General features: G+C 72.6%; 12 protein-coding genes, 2 pseudogenes and 1 riboswitch. Of the genes and pseudogenes, 5 read left to right on the top strand and 9 right to left on the bottom strand.

Going from position 1 to position 13,789, the window contains the following annotated elements; genetic code table 11:
- Positions 1-33: 33 nt before the first annotated feature.
- The 3 genes from AB0N90_RS23370 to AB0N90_RS23360 are packed head-to-tail and all read right to left on the bottom strand — an operon-like array spanning position 34 to position 2,596.
- A complete protein-coding gene (locus AB0N90_RS23370) occupies positions 34-1,338 on the bottom strand; it encodes a bifunctional 3,4-dihydroxy-2-butanone-4-phosphate synthase/GTP cyclohydrolase II (protein WP_358671205.1) in 1,305 nt (434 codons plus the stop codon).
- Positions 1,335-1,976: a nicotinamide mononucleotide transporter family protein gene (locus tag AB0N90_RS23365; RefSeq protein ID WP_365199483.1), complete on the bottom strand. Its 642-nt coding sequence runs from the start codon at positions 1,974-1,976 to the stop codon at positions 1,335-1,337. The genes AB0N90_RS23370 and AB0N90_RS23365 overlap by 4 nt, the downstream gene beginning before the upstream one ends.
- The gene (locus tag AB0N90_RS23360; protein ID WP_365199481.1) at positions 1,973-2,596 is read right to left on the bottom strand and encodes a riboflavin synthase; all 624 of its coding nucleotides are present in this window, start codon (positions 2,594-2,596) and stop codon (positions 1,973-1,975) included. Before AB0N90_RS23360 ends, AB0N90_RS23365 begins: the two co-directional genes overlap by 4 nt.
- A gap of 161 nt (positions 2,597-2,757) precedes the next feature.
- A riboswitch (FMN riboswitch) is annotated at positions 2,758-2,888 on the bottom strand.
- A gap of 339 nt (positions 2,889-3,227) precedes the next feature.
- Here AB0N90_RS23360 and AB0N90_RS23355 point away from each other — a divergent pair.
- Positions 3,228-3,317: pseudogene (locus tag AB0N90_RS23355) on the top strand (nucleoside-diphosphate sugar epimerase); the annotation flags it as partial.
- 7 nt (positions 3,318-3,324) lie between these two features.
- Here the strand turns inward: AB0N90_RS23355 and AB0N90_RS23350 are convergent.
- A complete protein-coding gene (locus AB0N90_RS23350) occupies positions 3,325-4,731 on the bottom strand; it encodes an ROK family protein (protein WP_365199596.1) in 1,407 nt (468 codons plus the stop codon).
- A 168-nt stretch (positions 4,732-4,899) separates the two neighbouring features.
- Positions 4,900-5,037: pseudogene (locus AB0N90_RS23345) on the bottom strand (ROK family transcriptional regulator); the annotation flags it as partial.
- 145 nt (positions 5,038-5,182) lie between these two features.
- Here AB0N90_RS23345 and AB0N90_RS23340 point away from each other — a divergent pair.
- Entirely contained in the window at positions 5,183-6,385 is a 1,203-nt protein-coding gene (locus AB0N90_RS23340) for an MFS transporter (RefSeq protein ID WP_365199479.1), read from the top strand.
- Here the strand turns inward: AB0N90_RS23340 and AB0N90_RS23335 are convergent.
- Positions 6,345-6,803, bottom strand: coding sequence for an acyl-CoA thioesterase (locus tag AB0N90_RS23335; RefSeq protein ID WP_361682365.1), 459 nt, complete (start codon positions 6,801-6,803; stop codon positions 6,345-6,347). The genes AB0N90_RS23340 and AB0N90_RS23335 overlap by 41 nt on opposite strands.
- 276 nt (positions 6,804-7,079) lie before the next feature.
- Here AB0N90_RS23335 and AB0N90_RS23330 point away from each other — a divergent pair, with 276 nt between their 5' ends.
- The 3 genes from AB0N90_RS23330 to AB0N90_RS23320 all read left to right on the top strand — a co-directional run bounded on the left by AB0N90_RS23330 (position 7,080) and on the right by AB0N90_RS23320 (position 10,236).
- Positions 7,080-8,465, top strand: coding sequence for a solute carrier family 23 protein (locus AB0N90_RS23330; RefSeq protein ID WP_365199475.1), 1,386 nt, complete (start codon positions 7,080-7,082; stop codon positions 8,463-8,465).
- A 76-nt stretch (positions 8,466-8,541) separates the two neighbouring features.
- Complete coding sequence (locus tag AB0N90_RS23325; protein ID WP_365199474.1) at positions 8,542-9,246, top strand: DUF5995 family protein; 705 nt, start codon at positions 8,542-8,544, stop codon at positions 9,244-9,246.
- A gap of 60 nt (positions 9,247-9,306) precedes the next feature.
- Positions 9,307-10,236, top strand: a complete 930-nt coding sequence (locus tag AB0N90_RS23320) for an LLM class F420-dependent oxidoreductase (RefSeq protein WP_365199471.1) — start codon at positions 9,307-9,309, stop codon at positions 10,234-10,236.
- A gap of 50 nt (positions 10,237-10,286) precedes the next feature.
- Here AB0N90_RS23320 and AB0N90_RS23315 read toward each other — a convergent pair whose 3' ends face one another.
- From AB0N90_RS23315 to AB0N90_RS23305, 3 genes are all read right to left on the bottom strand, one after another.
- Positions 10,287-11,984 carry an FAD-dependent oxidoreductase gene (locus AB0N90_RS23315; protein WP_365199468.1) on the bottom strand — a complete coding sequence of 566 codons (1,698 nt, stop codon included), beginning with the start codon at positions 11,982-11,984 and terminating at the stop codon, positions 10,287-10,289.
- 63 nt (positions 11,985-12,047) lie between these two features.
- The gene (locus AB0N90_RS23310; RefSeq protein ID WP_365199467.1) at positions 12,048-12,836 is read right to left on the bottom strand and encodes a carbon-nitrogen hydrolase family protein; all 789 of its coding nucleotides are present in this window, start codon (positions 12,834-12,836) and stop codon (positions 12,048-12,050) included.
- Between the two features lie 205 nt (positions 12,837-13,041).
- Positions 13,042-13,716 carry a DUF4232 domain-containing protein gene (locus AB0N90_RS23305; RefSeq protein WP_365199465.1) on the bottom strand — a complete coding sequence of 225 codons (675 nt, stop codon included), beginning with the start codon at positions 13,714-13,716 and terminating at the stop codon, positions 13,042-13,044.
- Between the last annotated feature and the right edge of the window lie 73 nt (positions 13,717-13,789).

Raw genomic sequence — 13,789 nt, 5'->3', positions numbered from 1 at the left:
GCTGGTGTCGCTGGTGTTGCCTGTCTACCGGTTCTACTGGTTCGGGCAGGTGGCCGGGGTGTCCAGCCAGGGCAGGTCGTGGCCCATCCGGTCCCGCTTGGTGCGCAGATAGCGCAGATTGTGCTCGCCCGCCTGGACCGGCATCGGCTCGCGCCCGGCGACCCGCACGCCGTGGCGCTCCAGCGCGTCGGCCTTGTCGGGGTTGTTGGTCATCAGCCGGACGCTGCGCACGCCGAGGTCGGCGAGGATCTGGGCGCCGGCCCCGTAGTCGCGGGCGTCGGCGGGCAGGCCCAGTTCCAGGTTGGCGTCGAGCGTGTCGCGGCCCTGCTCCTGGAGCTCGTAGGCGCGCAGCTTGGACAGCAGGCCGATGCCGCGGCCCTCGTGCCCGCGCAGGTAGACCACGACGCCGCGGCCCTCCTCCTGGATACGGGCGAGGGAACTGTCCAGCTGGGGGCCGCAGTCGCAGCGCAGCGAGCCGAAGACATCGCCCGTGAGGCACTCGGAGTGCACACGGACCAGGACGTCCTCGCCGGTGCCGATCTCGCCGTGCACGAGGGCGACGTGCTCGACGCCGTCGACGGTGGAGCGGTAGCCGTGCGCGGTGAAGGTGCCGTGCCGGGTGGGCAGCAGGGTCTCGGCCTCGCGGCGGACGGTGGGTTCGGTGCCGCGGCGGTGGGCGATCAGGTCCTCGATGGAGATGATCGTCAGACCGTGCTTGCGGGCGAACGGGATCAGCTCGGGCAGCCGCAGCATCCGGCCGTCCTCACCGGCGATCTCCACGATGGCGCCGGCCGGGCGCAGCCCCGCGAGCCGGGCGAGGTCGACGGCGGCCTCGGTGTGGCCGTTGCGCTCCAGGACGCCGCCGGGCCGGGCGCGCAGCGGGAAGACATGCCCGGGGCGCACGAAGTCGGCGGGTCCCGCGGTGCCGCTCGCGAGCAGCTGGAGCGTGGTGGCGCGGTCGGCGGCGGAGATGCCGGTGGTCACGCCGTGCGCGCCGGAGGCGTCCACGGAGACGGTGAAGGCGGTCTTCATCGACTCGGTGTTGTCCTCGACCATCTGCGGCAGCCGCAGCCGGTCGAGTTCCGCGGCCTCCATGGGGGCGCAGACCAGGCCCCGGCACTCGCTCATCATGAAGGCGACGATCTCGGGGGTCACCTTCTCGGCGGCGATGACGAGGTCGCCCTCGTTCTCCCGGTCCTCGTCGTCGACGACGATCACGGGGCGTCCGGCGGCGATGTCGGCGACGGCCTGCTCGACGGGGTCGAGGGTGAACTCCTCGATGCTGTCGCCGTCGTAGGAGTAGGAGTAGGGGTCGTAGAGCGGGGTGGCCGGGGTCATGCCGGTGCTCCTTCCAGAACGGGCCGCGGGCTCTTGCGGGAGCGCAGCCACCAGTCGCGCATGCCCCACAGGACGAGTGCGCCGTAGATGACGTAGACGAAGCCGGAGAAGGCGTAGCCGCCTGCGAAGTTGAGGGGGACGCCGACGAGGTCGACGAGCAGCCAGGCGAACCAGAACTCGACCATGCCCTTGGCCTGGGCGTACATCGCGACGACGGTGCCGACGAAGATGTAGGCGTCCGGCCAGGGGTCCCAGGACAGTTCGGGGAACGCGGTGAACAGCAGGGCGACGGCGACGGTGCCGATCGCGGCGGCGCCGACCAGGGCGGCGCGCTCGCGCCAGGTGGCGAACCGGGGGGAGACATGGCCGTCACCGGCGCCGCCCCGGCCGCGGTTCCACTGCCAGAAGCCGTAGCCGGCGACCACCATGACGACGGCCTGCTTGCCCGCGCTGCCGGTGAGATGGCCGTAGAAGGCGGCGAAGAGGACCAGGCCGGACACGAACTGCACCGGCCAGCTCCACAGGGAGCGGCGCCAGCCGAGGACGAGTCCGATCAGGCCGAGGATGTTGCCGGTCATGTCGGACCACAGGATGTGCTGTCCGAAGAGGGTGAACGCCTCGGTGTTGAGCGAGTTCACCGGCCGGCCTCCTGTCCGCTCCCGTCGGCGCGGCCCGCCGTGAGGAGCCGCTCGACGTACTTGGCGATGACGTCCACCTCAAGGTTCACCGGGTCGCCGGGCTGCTTCACGCCGAGCGTGGTCAGGGCGAGGGTGGTCGGGATGAGGCTGACGGTGAAGTGGTCGGCCCCGGCGTCCACGACGGTGAGGCTGATGCCGTCGACGGTGATGGAGCCCTTCTCGACCACGTAGCGGGCGAGCCCGGCGGGCAGGGAGATCTTCACGATCTCCCAGTGCTCGGAGGGCGTGCGCTCCAGGACCTCGCCGGTGCCGTCGACATGGCCCTGCACGATGTGGCCGCCGAGGCGGGCGCCGACGGCGGTGGGGCGTTCGAGGTTGACGCGGGAGCCGGTGGTGAGGGCGCCCAGGCTGGAGCGCTTCAGGGTCTCGGCCATGACGTCGGCGGTGAACTCGTCGCCCTCGTGGTCGACGACGGTGAGACAGACCCCGTTCACGGCGATGGAGTCGCCATGCCGGGCGCCGTCGGTGACGACGGGGCCGCGGAGCCGGAAACGGGAGGCGTCGCCGAGATTCTCGACGGCGGTGACCTCACCCAGCTCTTCGACGATTCCGGTGAACACTTCCCGGGTCCTCCTGCCTCATGGGGCACGGACTCCGGGGCCTGTCGACGGACGACAGAATCTACGGGTGAGCACACACTCGGGGCGTCGCCGAAAAGGGCCCGTCCGAATACGGACGAGACCGGATACGGCGGCGCGCACACGGAACGCATGCCCGCCCGCCGCGCACTGCCTCCCATCCGGACTTTAACCGTCGGTCCAGGAATTTCACCTGGTCAACCGGTCGCTGGAGGCGACCGGGTCGCGGACTGTAACCGCCGGTTCGGACTTTCACCGACCCCGGAGTGCGCTGCTTCTGGTACCCGGCCAGTGTGCCACGCCGGGTGGCCGCGCCGACAGGGGGTCCGTGTGGGCTCGCTCACAGTCCGTGTCCTCGCGGACGGGCACCGCGACCCCCACCCCCAACTCCCTCACCTCCGGCGCAGGTTGGCCCCTCCCCTCCCATTGACCGTAATGGTCTAGTCCTTTTAGGGTGCCGATCGGGCCCGGCGGCGGTGACGACGGCCCTTGCCCGCCGCCGGGTCGCCAGCGGTCCGGAACCGGGGCGATGTCACATTTCCGGGCACGGGCACGCTTGGCAGGCATGTCACCGAGCGGCGGCCCCGAAGTCCGCTCCCTCCCCTCGCTGGCCCGCGCCTTCCGCTCGGGCGACCACCTCGCACCGGAACGGGCGGTGGGGAAGGGGACGTTCGAGGGGTATCAGGGGAGGCGGTTCGGATAGCCGACGACTACGACACGACCGGTGACCGCGACGGGTCGGACCACAGGGTGTCCTGGGCCCGGTCACGGGCGGTCAGGAGGGCGCCGCGCAGGACGGCGGAGCCGCCGAGGGCGCCCGCGCGGACCTCGGTGGGCAGGGGGGACATCCGGCGCAGACGCTGCGCCACGAGTCCGGCGAGGACATCGCCGCCGGCGTGGCCGATCTCTCCGCCGAGGACCACGCAACCGGGGTCGAGCACGGCGACGACGGAGGCGGCACCGATGGCGATCCGGTCGGCGAGGGCGGAGAGGAAGCGCTCGTCGGCACCGGCCGCCGTAGCGGGTTCCCGGTCTGTCGACCCGCCCACCGCCGAGGGCTCTTCGCGGACGAACGCCCCTCGCGCCGCGACCGGCTTCCCCTTCACCGGGCTCCCCGCCCGCGCCCCACCCTCTGACGCTCCCCCCACGACCCGCCGACTCTCCTCCACCGGCCAAGAGCCCCGCCCCACCGCGCCACCCGGCCCCGTTTCCCTCTCGATCTCCGCAGCCTCACCCCTCGCCGCGACCAGCTCCGCCGGCACCGAGACCTCCCCTCGCGCCCCACCCTCCGACGCTCCCTCTACCACCGGCCGACTCTCCTCCACCGGCCAAGAGCCCCGCCCCACCGCGCCACCCGACTTCGCCGACGCGGCTACACCCCGTGCCCCGACCGGCTCCCCCGCCGCCAGGGCCACCGCGTCTCCTCCACCCGGCCCCTCCCCCGCGCCCGACTCTTCCTCGGGCCTCCCAGTCCCGGCAGGCTCCCCCGATCCCCCAACCCCCGCAGGCTCCCCCGCCGCAAGCACCCGCTCCACCGCTCCCCGAACCATCTCCGCCGCCCCCGGCCCGTCCGTCGTCGCAGGTGTCAGCAGGCCGTGTTCCGCTCCCAGGGACACGACCGCCGCGGCGCCCGCCAGCGTGTGGAAGCCGCCCGAGCAGTCCGTGGCGGAGGGGAGGGTGGGGGTGCCCGGGACCGGGAGGAAGCCGATTTCGCCGGTGCCGCCGGAGGCGCCGCGGCGGAGGGTGCCGTCGAGGACGACCGCCGCGCCGGTGCCGTGGCCGAGCCAGAGGAGGACGAAGGTGTCGCGGTCGCGGGCGGCGCCCTCGCGCTGTTCGGCGAGGGCGGCGAGGTTGGTCTCGTTCTCCACCGTGACGCGCGCTCCGGGCAGCCGTTCCTGGAGGGCGGCGGACAGGCTGCGGTGCCACGCGGGCAGCCCCGCGGAGTCCCGCAGGTCACCCGTGGCCGGATCGATGAGGCCCGGCGCGCCGATGCCGACCGTGTGGGGCCCCTGGGCGCCGGCCCGCCCGACCGCCCCCGCCACCGCCGCCACCACCCGCTGCACCGCGGGCCCGGTCCCGGTGTCCCCCTCGATCGGCACGGACGCCTCCGCGAGCACCCGCCCCACCAGATCGGCGACCAGTACAGCAACTCCCTCGGTGCGCACATCGAGCGCCGCCAGATGGGCGCGGTCGGCGGCGATGCCGTAGAGCCGGGCGTTCGGCCCCCGGCGGGCCGCGCCGGACTCCCCCACGACGGTGATCAGCCCGGCCGCGCCGAGCCGCTCGACGAGATCGGCGACCGTCGGCCGGGACAACCCCGTCAGCTGCTTCAACTGCCCTGCCGTCAGCGGGCCTTTGTCCTGGAGGAGCCCCAGGGCCAGCCGGTCGTTGATGGCCCTGGCGGTGCTCGGTGATGCGGGCATGGCGGGGATCCTTCCACAACGGCGCGCCGGGACCGGTCGGGACCGGCACGCCCGGCCGGTCCGCATCGCGGCGCGATAAGCGCTATCTATCAGGAAGGGTCCCTGATAGTTTACGGCGCACCGATCGAGGGGGAGGAACGCAGACATGGAGGACAGGAGCGGGGTGCGCCGCGCGCGCTACGCCGTCGCGGCCGTGTTCGCCGTCCACGGCGCCGTGACCGGCTCCTTCGCGACCCGGGTGCCCTGGATCCAGGACCACGCCTCGCTCGGCGCGGGCCGGCTGGGCTTCGCGCTCGCCTTCACCGCGCTCGGCGCCTCCTGCGCGATGCCGCTCGCGGGCCGGATCAGCCACCGCTTCGGCAGCCGCAACGCCCTGCGCGGACTGATCGCCCTGTGGACGCTGTCCCTCGTGCTGCCGTCCCTCGCGCCGAACCTGCCCGCCCTGTGCCTCGCGATGTTCACCTACGGCGCCTGCGCGGGCATGGCGGACGTGGCGATGAACGCGCTCGGCGTCGAGGTGGAACGGCGGCTCGGCAGGTCGGTGATGTCCGGCCTGCACGGGATGTGGAGCGCGGGCGCCCTGGTCGGCTCGGCCGCCGGCACCCTCGCCGCCCATCTCGGCGCCGACGCGCGTACCCACTTCCTGCTGGCCGCGGCCGTCCTGACCGTGCTCGGTGTGCTCTCCTGCACCTGGGTGCTGGACATACAGCCCGCCGCGGACGAGGAGCCCCCGCCCCGGTTCGCGCTGCCGCCCCGCTCCGCGCTGCTGATCGGCACGGTCGGCTTCTGTGCGGTGTTCGCGGAGGGCGCGAGCCTGGACTGGTCGGCGGTGTTCCTGCGGGACCGGCTGGACAGCTCGGCCGGACTCGCGGCGGCGTCGACCACCGCCTTCATGCTGACGATGGCCGTGGCCCGGATCGCCGGGGACGCGGTGGTGAACCGGTTCGGCGCGGTGCGCACGGTCCGGGCCGGCGGTGTGCTGGCCGTCCTCGGCGGTCTGCTGGTCGTCCTCGCCGGGCAGCCCGTGGTGGCGATGGGCGGCTTCGCCCTGATGGGTCTCGGCATCGCGGTCGTCGTACCGCTGTGCTTCGCCGCCGCCGGGCACGCCGGGCCCAACCCCAGTCAGGCCATCGCGGGCGTGGCGACCATCACCTACACCTCGGGGCTGATCGCGCCCAGTCTGATCGGCGGGGTGGCGCAGGCGACCAGCCTGGTGGTCTCGTTCGGCGTGGTGACGGCGCTCGCGTGCGGGCTCGCGATGTGCGCGGGCGTGCTGCGCTCCGCCGAGCGCGGAGTGGAGCGGGAGGTCAGTCCGCGGGCCGCAGCAGTTCCCGGGCCACGGCCCTGAAGCCGTCGCTCCACGGCGCCGGGCGCAGGGTGGTCGCGTCAAGCCGCACCAGCACCCGGGCGCCCCGGGCGTAGGTCTCGGCGCCGTCCGCCGAGCAGAACCGGAAGCCGTAGGTCAGCCCGGTGGTGCCGAGCCGCTCCAGCCACAGGTGCACGGCGTAGCGGCCGGGGCTGGTGACCGGGGCCTCGTAGCCGATGCGCAGTTCGCGTACGGCGTTGCAGGCGTCCCCGGCCGCCACCCAGTCGCCGTCGAAGCGGATGCCGTGCTCGTGCCACAGCTCGGTCCAGGCGCGCTCGACCAGCAGCGGATAGCGGGCGTTGTGCAGCAGGCCGAGCGCGTCGAGGTCGTCGAAGTGGACGGTGACGGGGATCAGCCGGCCGTGCGAGACGGCGGGGGCGGAGGGGGCTTCGACGGTCACGGCGGGGCTCCTGGACAAGGCGGCCGGGGGTGTCCCCCGGGGCGTACGCCCATACATACTAAGCGACCGCTCAGAACGCCCTCCGGGACACCCCGGGCACAGCCCTGACGCGCCCCGGCGCACGCCCCCGGCACGCCCCCGCGCGGACGCTGTGCGCGGACCGCGCCGACGACCAGCGACAATGGTGCGGACACCCCCCTGTCCCCCGGCCCTCCCGGCTGCCCGGACACGAGGACGCAACGACGCAACGACGCACCACAGAAAGCGAAACCCACCATGGACCTCGGCGTGCGCTGGAAACTGCACGGTGACGGGAAGACGCCCGCGCCCGGAGCAGTGGTACGGCCCGACGAACGGCTGTCCTGGCCCCGGACGGTGGGCCTCGGCGCCCAGCACGTGGTCGCGATGTTCGGCGCCTCCTTCGTGGCGCCGGTACTGATGGGCCTGGACCCCAACCTGGCGATCATGATGTCCGGCGTCGCCACGGTCATCTTCCTGCTCGCCACCCGCGGCCGGGTGCCCAGCTACCTCGGCTGCTCGCTGTCCTTCGTGGGCGTGGCCGCCGTCATCCGCGCGCAGGGCGGTAAGAGCGCCACGGTGACCGGCGCGACCCTCGCCGTCGGTGTGGTGCTGTTCCTGGTGGGCCTCGCGGTGCAGAAGTTCGGGGCGCGGATCATCCACGCGGCCATGCCGCCCATCGTGACCGGCGCGGTCGTGATGCTGATCGGCTTCAACCTGGCCCCGGTGACCGCCTCCACCTACTGGCCGCAGGACCAGTGGACGGCGCTGCTGGTGATGCTGTTCACCGGGCTCGCGGTGGTCTGCCTGCGCGGTTTCTGGTCCCGGATCGCGATCTTCCTCGGGCTGATCTTCGGCTACGGCATCTCCTGGGTCTTCGACCGGGTCTTCGGCAAGATCCACTCCGTGGGCGGCGACGGCAAGCTGACCGACCACTGGCGCCTGGACCTCTCGGGCGTGTCCAAGGCCGACTGGATCGGTCTGCCGCACTTCCACGGCCCGTCCTTCCAGTGGTCGGCGATCCTCGTCGCGCTGCCGGTCGTCATCGCGCTGGTCGCGGAGAACGCGGGCCATGTCAAGGCGGTCGGCGAGATGACCGGCGACCCGCTGGACGACAAGCTGGGCACGGCGATCTCGGCCGACGGCGTCGCCTCCATGCTGTCCACCGCGGTGGGCGGCCCGCCGAACACCACCTACTCCGAGAACATCGGCGTGATGGCCGCGACCCGCGTCTACTCCACCGCCGCGTACTGGGCGGCCGCCTGCTTCGCCCTGCTGTTCGGCCTGTGCCCGAAGTTCGGCGCGATCGTGGCCGCCATCCCGGGCGGTGTGCTCGGCGGCATCACCGTCATCCTGTACGGCATGATCGGCCTGCTCGGCGCGCAGATCTGGCTCAACGCCAAGGTGGATCTGCGCAATCCGCTGAACCTGGTGCCGGCCGCCGCGGGCATCATCATCGGGGTGGGCAACGTCAGCATGAAGTTCACCAGCAACTTCTCGCTCAGCGGTATCGCGCTGGGCACCCTGGTCGTCATCACCGGCTACCACGCGCTGCGCGCCTTCGCCCCCGCCCACCTCAAGCAGCAGGCGCCGCTGCTGGACGAGGGCACCTCCAGCTACGACCCGAACTCCCCGGAGTCGTAAGGACCCGTTCCCCCGTTCCGGCGACGCACCGGGCCGGTCGGCACCTCGGCCGGGCCCGGGCTGCGACCCTTCCTCCATGTCGCAGTCGTCCCCCGTCATCGGCCCCGCCGGCATCGCCGGTCCCGTCGACGCCGTGGTCTCCCGGATGCGGGCGCTGGCCGCCGTCCTGCCCGAGCGGGACGGCGTCGCCGTCTTCAACCGCGTGTACCTCACCGTCACCGAGGACATCGACCGCCGCCTGGGCTCCGGGGAGTTCCCCGATCCCCGGGCGGCCGCGGCGCTGGACGTGCGCTTCGCCGAGCGCTATCTCACCGCGATCGACGCCGCCGAGGCGGACCTGAGACCGCCCGCGTGCTGGCGGCCGCTGTTCCAGCTGCGCCACCATCCCCAGGTACGGCCGCTCCAGTTCGCGTTGGCCGGTGTCAACGCGCACATCGGGCACGACCTGGCCCTCGCCGTGGTGGACGCCTGCCGCACGGTCGGCTGCGAACCCGCCGATCTGGCCGACGAGTTCGACCATGTCGGCGAGATCCTCACCGCCCTGGAGGAGCGGGTCCGCGAGGATCTGATGCCCGGCCCCGACCTCCTCCAGCTCGCCGACCCGCTCACCCATCTCCTGGGCGCCTGGAGCCTGGAGCGCGCCCGGGACGCGGCCTGGGCGGCGGCGCGGGCCCTGTGGGCGCTGCGGCACAGCCCGGACATCGCCGAGGAGTTCGCCGAACGGCTGGACGCGGCGGTGGGGTTCGCGGGCAGGATGCTGCTGACGCCGCTCGCACGCTGAAAGCCGCGCGTGCCTGAAACCCCCTGCTCGGCAAGAACCCGATGGCGAAGGAGCGTTGGCATGACGACCCGGCTCGGTCTCGGTCTCCCCCAGATGCGGCAGTACTCGATCGGCAAGGACGTCCCGGCGGTGGCCCGCGCCGCCGAGGACATCGGCTACGACAGCCTGTGGGTCTTCGAACGGGCCCTGTTCCCGGAGCCCGCCACCCAGGGGCTGTACGGCATCGACGGCCTGCCCTGGCCCGACCAGTACCGGTCGGTGGCGGAGCCGCTGGTCACCCTCACCCTGGCCGCGGCGGCCACCGGACGCGCGGAGCTGGGCACCAGTGTGCTGGTGGCGCCGCTGCATCTGCCGTTCCAGCTGGCCAGGGCGCTGGCCTCGCTCGATGTGGCGAGCGGCGGCCGGGTGCTGGCGGGCCTCGGCACCGGCTGGTCCCTGGACGAGTACGCGGCCGCGGGCGTCCGGCCCTTCGAGGAGCGCGGCGCGGTGCTGGACGAGATCATCGACGTGTGCCGCGCGGTGTGGGGCCCCGATCCGGTCGCCCACGACGGCCCCCTGACGAAGATCGCCCCGGCCGTCGTCGGACCCAAGCCCGCGCGCCCGATCCCGATCCTGCTGGCCGCGGGCAACCGGCGCTCCTGGCGGCGCCTGGTCGACAGGGCCGACGGCTGGCTGCCGGTGGCCATGGGCGGCACGCGGGTCGCCGACCAGTGGCGGCGGCTGCGCGAACTGGCCGAGGAGCGGGGCCGTACGGAACCGATCCGTACGGTGCTGCGGGTGAACGCCGAGTTCCGGCGCGCGGGGTACGAGGGCGCCGACCGGCGGCCGTTCCAGGGCGGCGTCGACCAGATCGTGCGGGACCTGGTGGAGTACGCGGAGATCGGTCTGGAGGAGATCCTCCTCGACCTCCAGGGCACCGCGCGGGACGCGGCGGAGCTGACGGACGTCGCCGCCGAGGTGTTCGAGAAGGCGCGGGCGGCCGGAGTCTGACCGGCCGCCCGCGCCCCGCCGTCCCGTCTCCCGGGTTCGGCGCCGCCCGGTCAGTCCTCCGGCAGCTCCACGGGCGCGATCTCGTCGTAGACGTCGCCCGGACCGGGGTTGGTCGCGTCGGTCTCACCACCGAAGTGGTGCATGACGCCCCAGACCGCGTTCAGCGCGGTCTGGACGGCGCCCTCGGCCCAGCCGGCCGTCCAGGAGATGTCGTCGCCGGCGAGGAAGATGCCCCGCTTGTCGGCGGGCAGCCGGTCCTGCATGAAGTGCGTGAACAGGCGCCGCTGGTAGCGGTAGTGGCCGGGCAGATTGGCCTTGAACGCGCCCATGAAGTAGGGCTCGTTCTCCCAGGAGACGGTCACCGGGTTGCCGATGATGTGCTTCCTGATGTCGACCTTCGGGTAGATCTCGCCGAGCGACTTCAGCATGACCTCCATCCGCTCGTTCGCGGACAGCGGCAGCCACTTCAGGCTGTCGTCGCACCAGGTGTACGACAGGCAGATCACGGCCGGCTTGTCCGGACCGTCGTCCAGGAGGTAGGTACCGCGCGTCATACGGTCGGTGAGGGTCATCGACATGACGTCCCGGCCGGTGACCTCGTCCTTGTCAAGCCAGAACGGCCGGTCGACCGGCACGAAGAGCTTGCTGGACTCCATGTAGTGGGTGCGCTCGATCGCCGTCCAGTGGTCGATCGGGAACAGCGAGTCGTCGCAGGCGATCTTGGACAGCAGCATCCAGGACTGGGCGGTGAAGATCGCCGCCTTGTACGTACGGATGTCGCCGTTCGCGTCCGTCACGGTGATCTGGTTGCCCGCGGTGCGGTGCAGCCGGGTCACGGCCGGGCGGGGCTCGCCGCTCGGGTGCAGGGAGGCGAGCGAGGTGCCGTACGGCCAGTGGACGATCTTCGCCGGCTCGCGCTCCCACAGGCGCAACGGCAGCTGCTGGGAGCCGCCGACGATGCCGCGGTGGTGGTCGTCGGCCTCGGTGTAGACGACGCGCAGGATCTCCAGGATGGAGTTGGGGAAGTCGGTGTCCCAGCCGCCGGTGCCGAAGCCGACCTGGCCGAAGATCTCGCGGTGCCGGAAGGACTTGAAGGCCTCGGAGTCGCACAGGAAGCCGTAGAAGGTCTGGTTGTCGAGCTTCTCGACCAGCTTCGCCCAGATCTCGCGGATGCGCGGCACGTCCCGCTCGCGCATCGCGCGGTTCATGTCGCAGAAGTCGGCGCCCTCTTCGAGGCACTTGTTCCAGGCCTCGGCGACGTCCCGGTACACCTGGGGCAGGTCGTCGACGGTGACGGCGTAGTGCGACTCGCCCTTGAGGTCCACGACGGTCGACGGGGTCGCCTCGGCCAGCGGGTTGGGGAAGGGCCGGGTGGTGAGGCCGACCAGGTCGATGTAGTGCTGGAGGGCGGTGGAGGAGGGCGGGAAGCGCATCGCGCCCAGCTCGCAGTTCAGCTCCTCGTCGCAGCCCTCGAAGCCGACGGTGCGCAGCCGGCCGCCGAGCTGGTCGGCCTCGTAGACGACGGGCTTGAGGCCCATCTTCATCAGCTCGTAGGCGGCGATGACACCGGACAGACCGCCGCCGATGACGGCGACCTCGGTGCCGTGCTCGGTCGCCGGGATCTGGCCGATGCCCGCCGGGTGGGCGAGGTAGTCGTCGTAGGCGTAGGGGAAGTCCGGGCCGAACATGGTGATCGGCGGCTGCTGCCCGTCGGTGTGCTCGACGGCGTTGGGCACCGTGGACGTCATGGGGTACGGACTCCTTGCGCGAAAGAACTGAGAGAGGTGAAGGGCGGGTCGAGGGGGCGCGGGTCAGCTCAGGGAGCCGTACAGGCCCGGACGACGGTCCTTCAGGTAGGGGTTGGCCGCGCGGGAGGCGGTTAGGAAGGCCGGGTCGGCGTCGGCGAACACCAGCTGCTCGGCGCGGCCCGCGCGGGTCCGCGGGACGCCGTCGGGTCCGGCGAGCACGGAGAGGCCGACGAACTCGAACTCCCCTTCCTGGCCGACCCGGTTGACGTACGCGACGTACATCTGGTTCTCGAAGGCGCGCACCGGGATCATCGACTCGGCGACGAACTGGTACGGGTGCATCTGCGCGGTCGGGACCAGCAGCAGGTCGGTGCCGGCGAGGGCGTGGGCCCGGACGTTCTCCGGGAACTCGACGTCGTAGCAGATCAGCAGGCCGACGGTGAGGCCGTTCAGTTCGGCCTGTACGACCTGGTGGTCGCCCGGGGTGAAGTGGTCGCGCTCGAAGCAGCCGAAGAGGTGGGTCTTGCGGTAGTTCGCGAGCCGGGTGCCGTCGGCGGAGATCAGCTGGGCGGAGTTGTAGACGGTGTCGCCGTCGCGCTCGGGGTAGCCGTAGGCGAGGGCGAGGCCGTGCCGGACGGCGATCGCGGCAACGGCGGTGGCCGAGGCGCCGTCGGCGGGCTCGGCGAGGCGGCCGATCTCGTCGCCGATCGCGTAGCCGGTGAGGAACATCTCGGGCGCGGTCAGCAGCGCGGCGCCCGCGGCGGCGGCCCGGCCCGCGGCCTCGTCCAGCACCCGGAGGTTCTCGGCGACGGAGCCGGGGTGGCCGGAGCTCTGGAGCAGGGCGGTGCGCATGCGTCTACCTCACCGGTCACGGAGGGGGTTCAGGGTCAGATAGACGGTACGGTCGGCGCGCTCGGCCGGACAAGGAGCAGCCGTTGCGCGCCGGTGCGCGGTTCGTTGCGTACGAGGGGGGCGGGGCGGCGATTCGTTGCGCGCCCGCGCCCGGGAGCCGCCTGGGGGCGCTGTGCGGGCGCCCCCGTGCGCTTCGGAGCCCGCGTTACTTACCGGTGCCGACCGGGTCGACGGTGATGCCGGGGCCGCTGCCGTCGGTGACGGGGACGTTGATGCCGGCGTTCAGGGTCGTGGAGTGGGTCTCGTTCGGCGGGGTGACGACGAGCTGGGTGAAGGTCTCGCCGGAGCCGCCGGAGTTGTTCGGCGGGTAGTGCAGGGTGAAGCGGGTCTCGGCGCCCGGCTGGAGGGTGACGGTGGGGGCGGCGAGCTTGCTGCGGGAGGCGCTGACCGTGCCGTCCTTGCTCTTCAGGTCGACGCCCGGGAAGCCGTGCAGGGTGCAGTTGGCCGAGCCGGTGTTCTTCATGTTGACGATCAGCTCGCCCTCGCCCATGCCGCCGGAGGTGCTGAAGGAGAGGTGGGCGGTGGTGCAGCCGGCGCCGGAGGCGCGGCCGGAGCCGGTGGCGCCGTTGGTGCCGCTCGACTGGCCGCCGTTCTGGCCGGTGGAGCCGGTGGCGCCGGATCCCGTGGAGCCCGTGGAACCGGTGGCGCCCGTCGAGCCGCTGGAGCTGCCGGAGCCCTGGGTGCCCGAGGTGTCCGAGGCGGCGCTGCTCGGCGCGGAGGAGTCGCCGCCGCCGGAGTTGTTGTCGCTGCTCCCGCAGGCGGTGAGCGACAGGCCCGCGGCGACGGCGACGGCGAGCAGCGAGATCTTCTGGACGCGCATGATTCCCCTTAAGAGGTACGGCTGACGTGCTGTTCCCTGAGACAACCGGGGTGGATCAGGGGTTCCGGTCAAC

Origin of the sequence: Streptomyces sp. NPDC093018, assembly GCF_040684035.1 — a bacterium.
Lineage (GTDB): Bacteria > Actinomycetota > Actinomycetes > Streptomycetales > Streptomycetaceae > Streptomyces > Streptomyces murinus.
The sequence above is the reverse complement of the archived record's forward strand: the minus strand, read 5'-3'. Positions and strand labels throughout refer to the sequence as shown.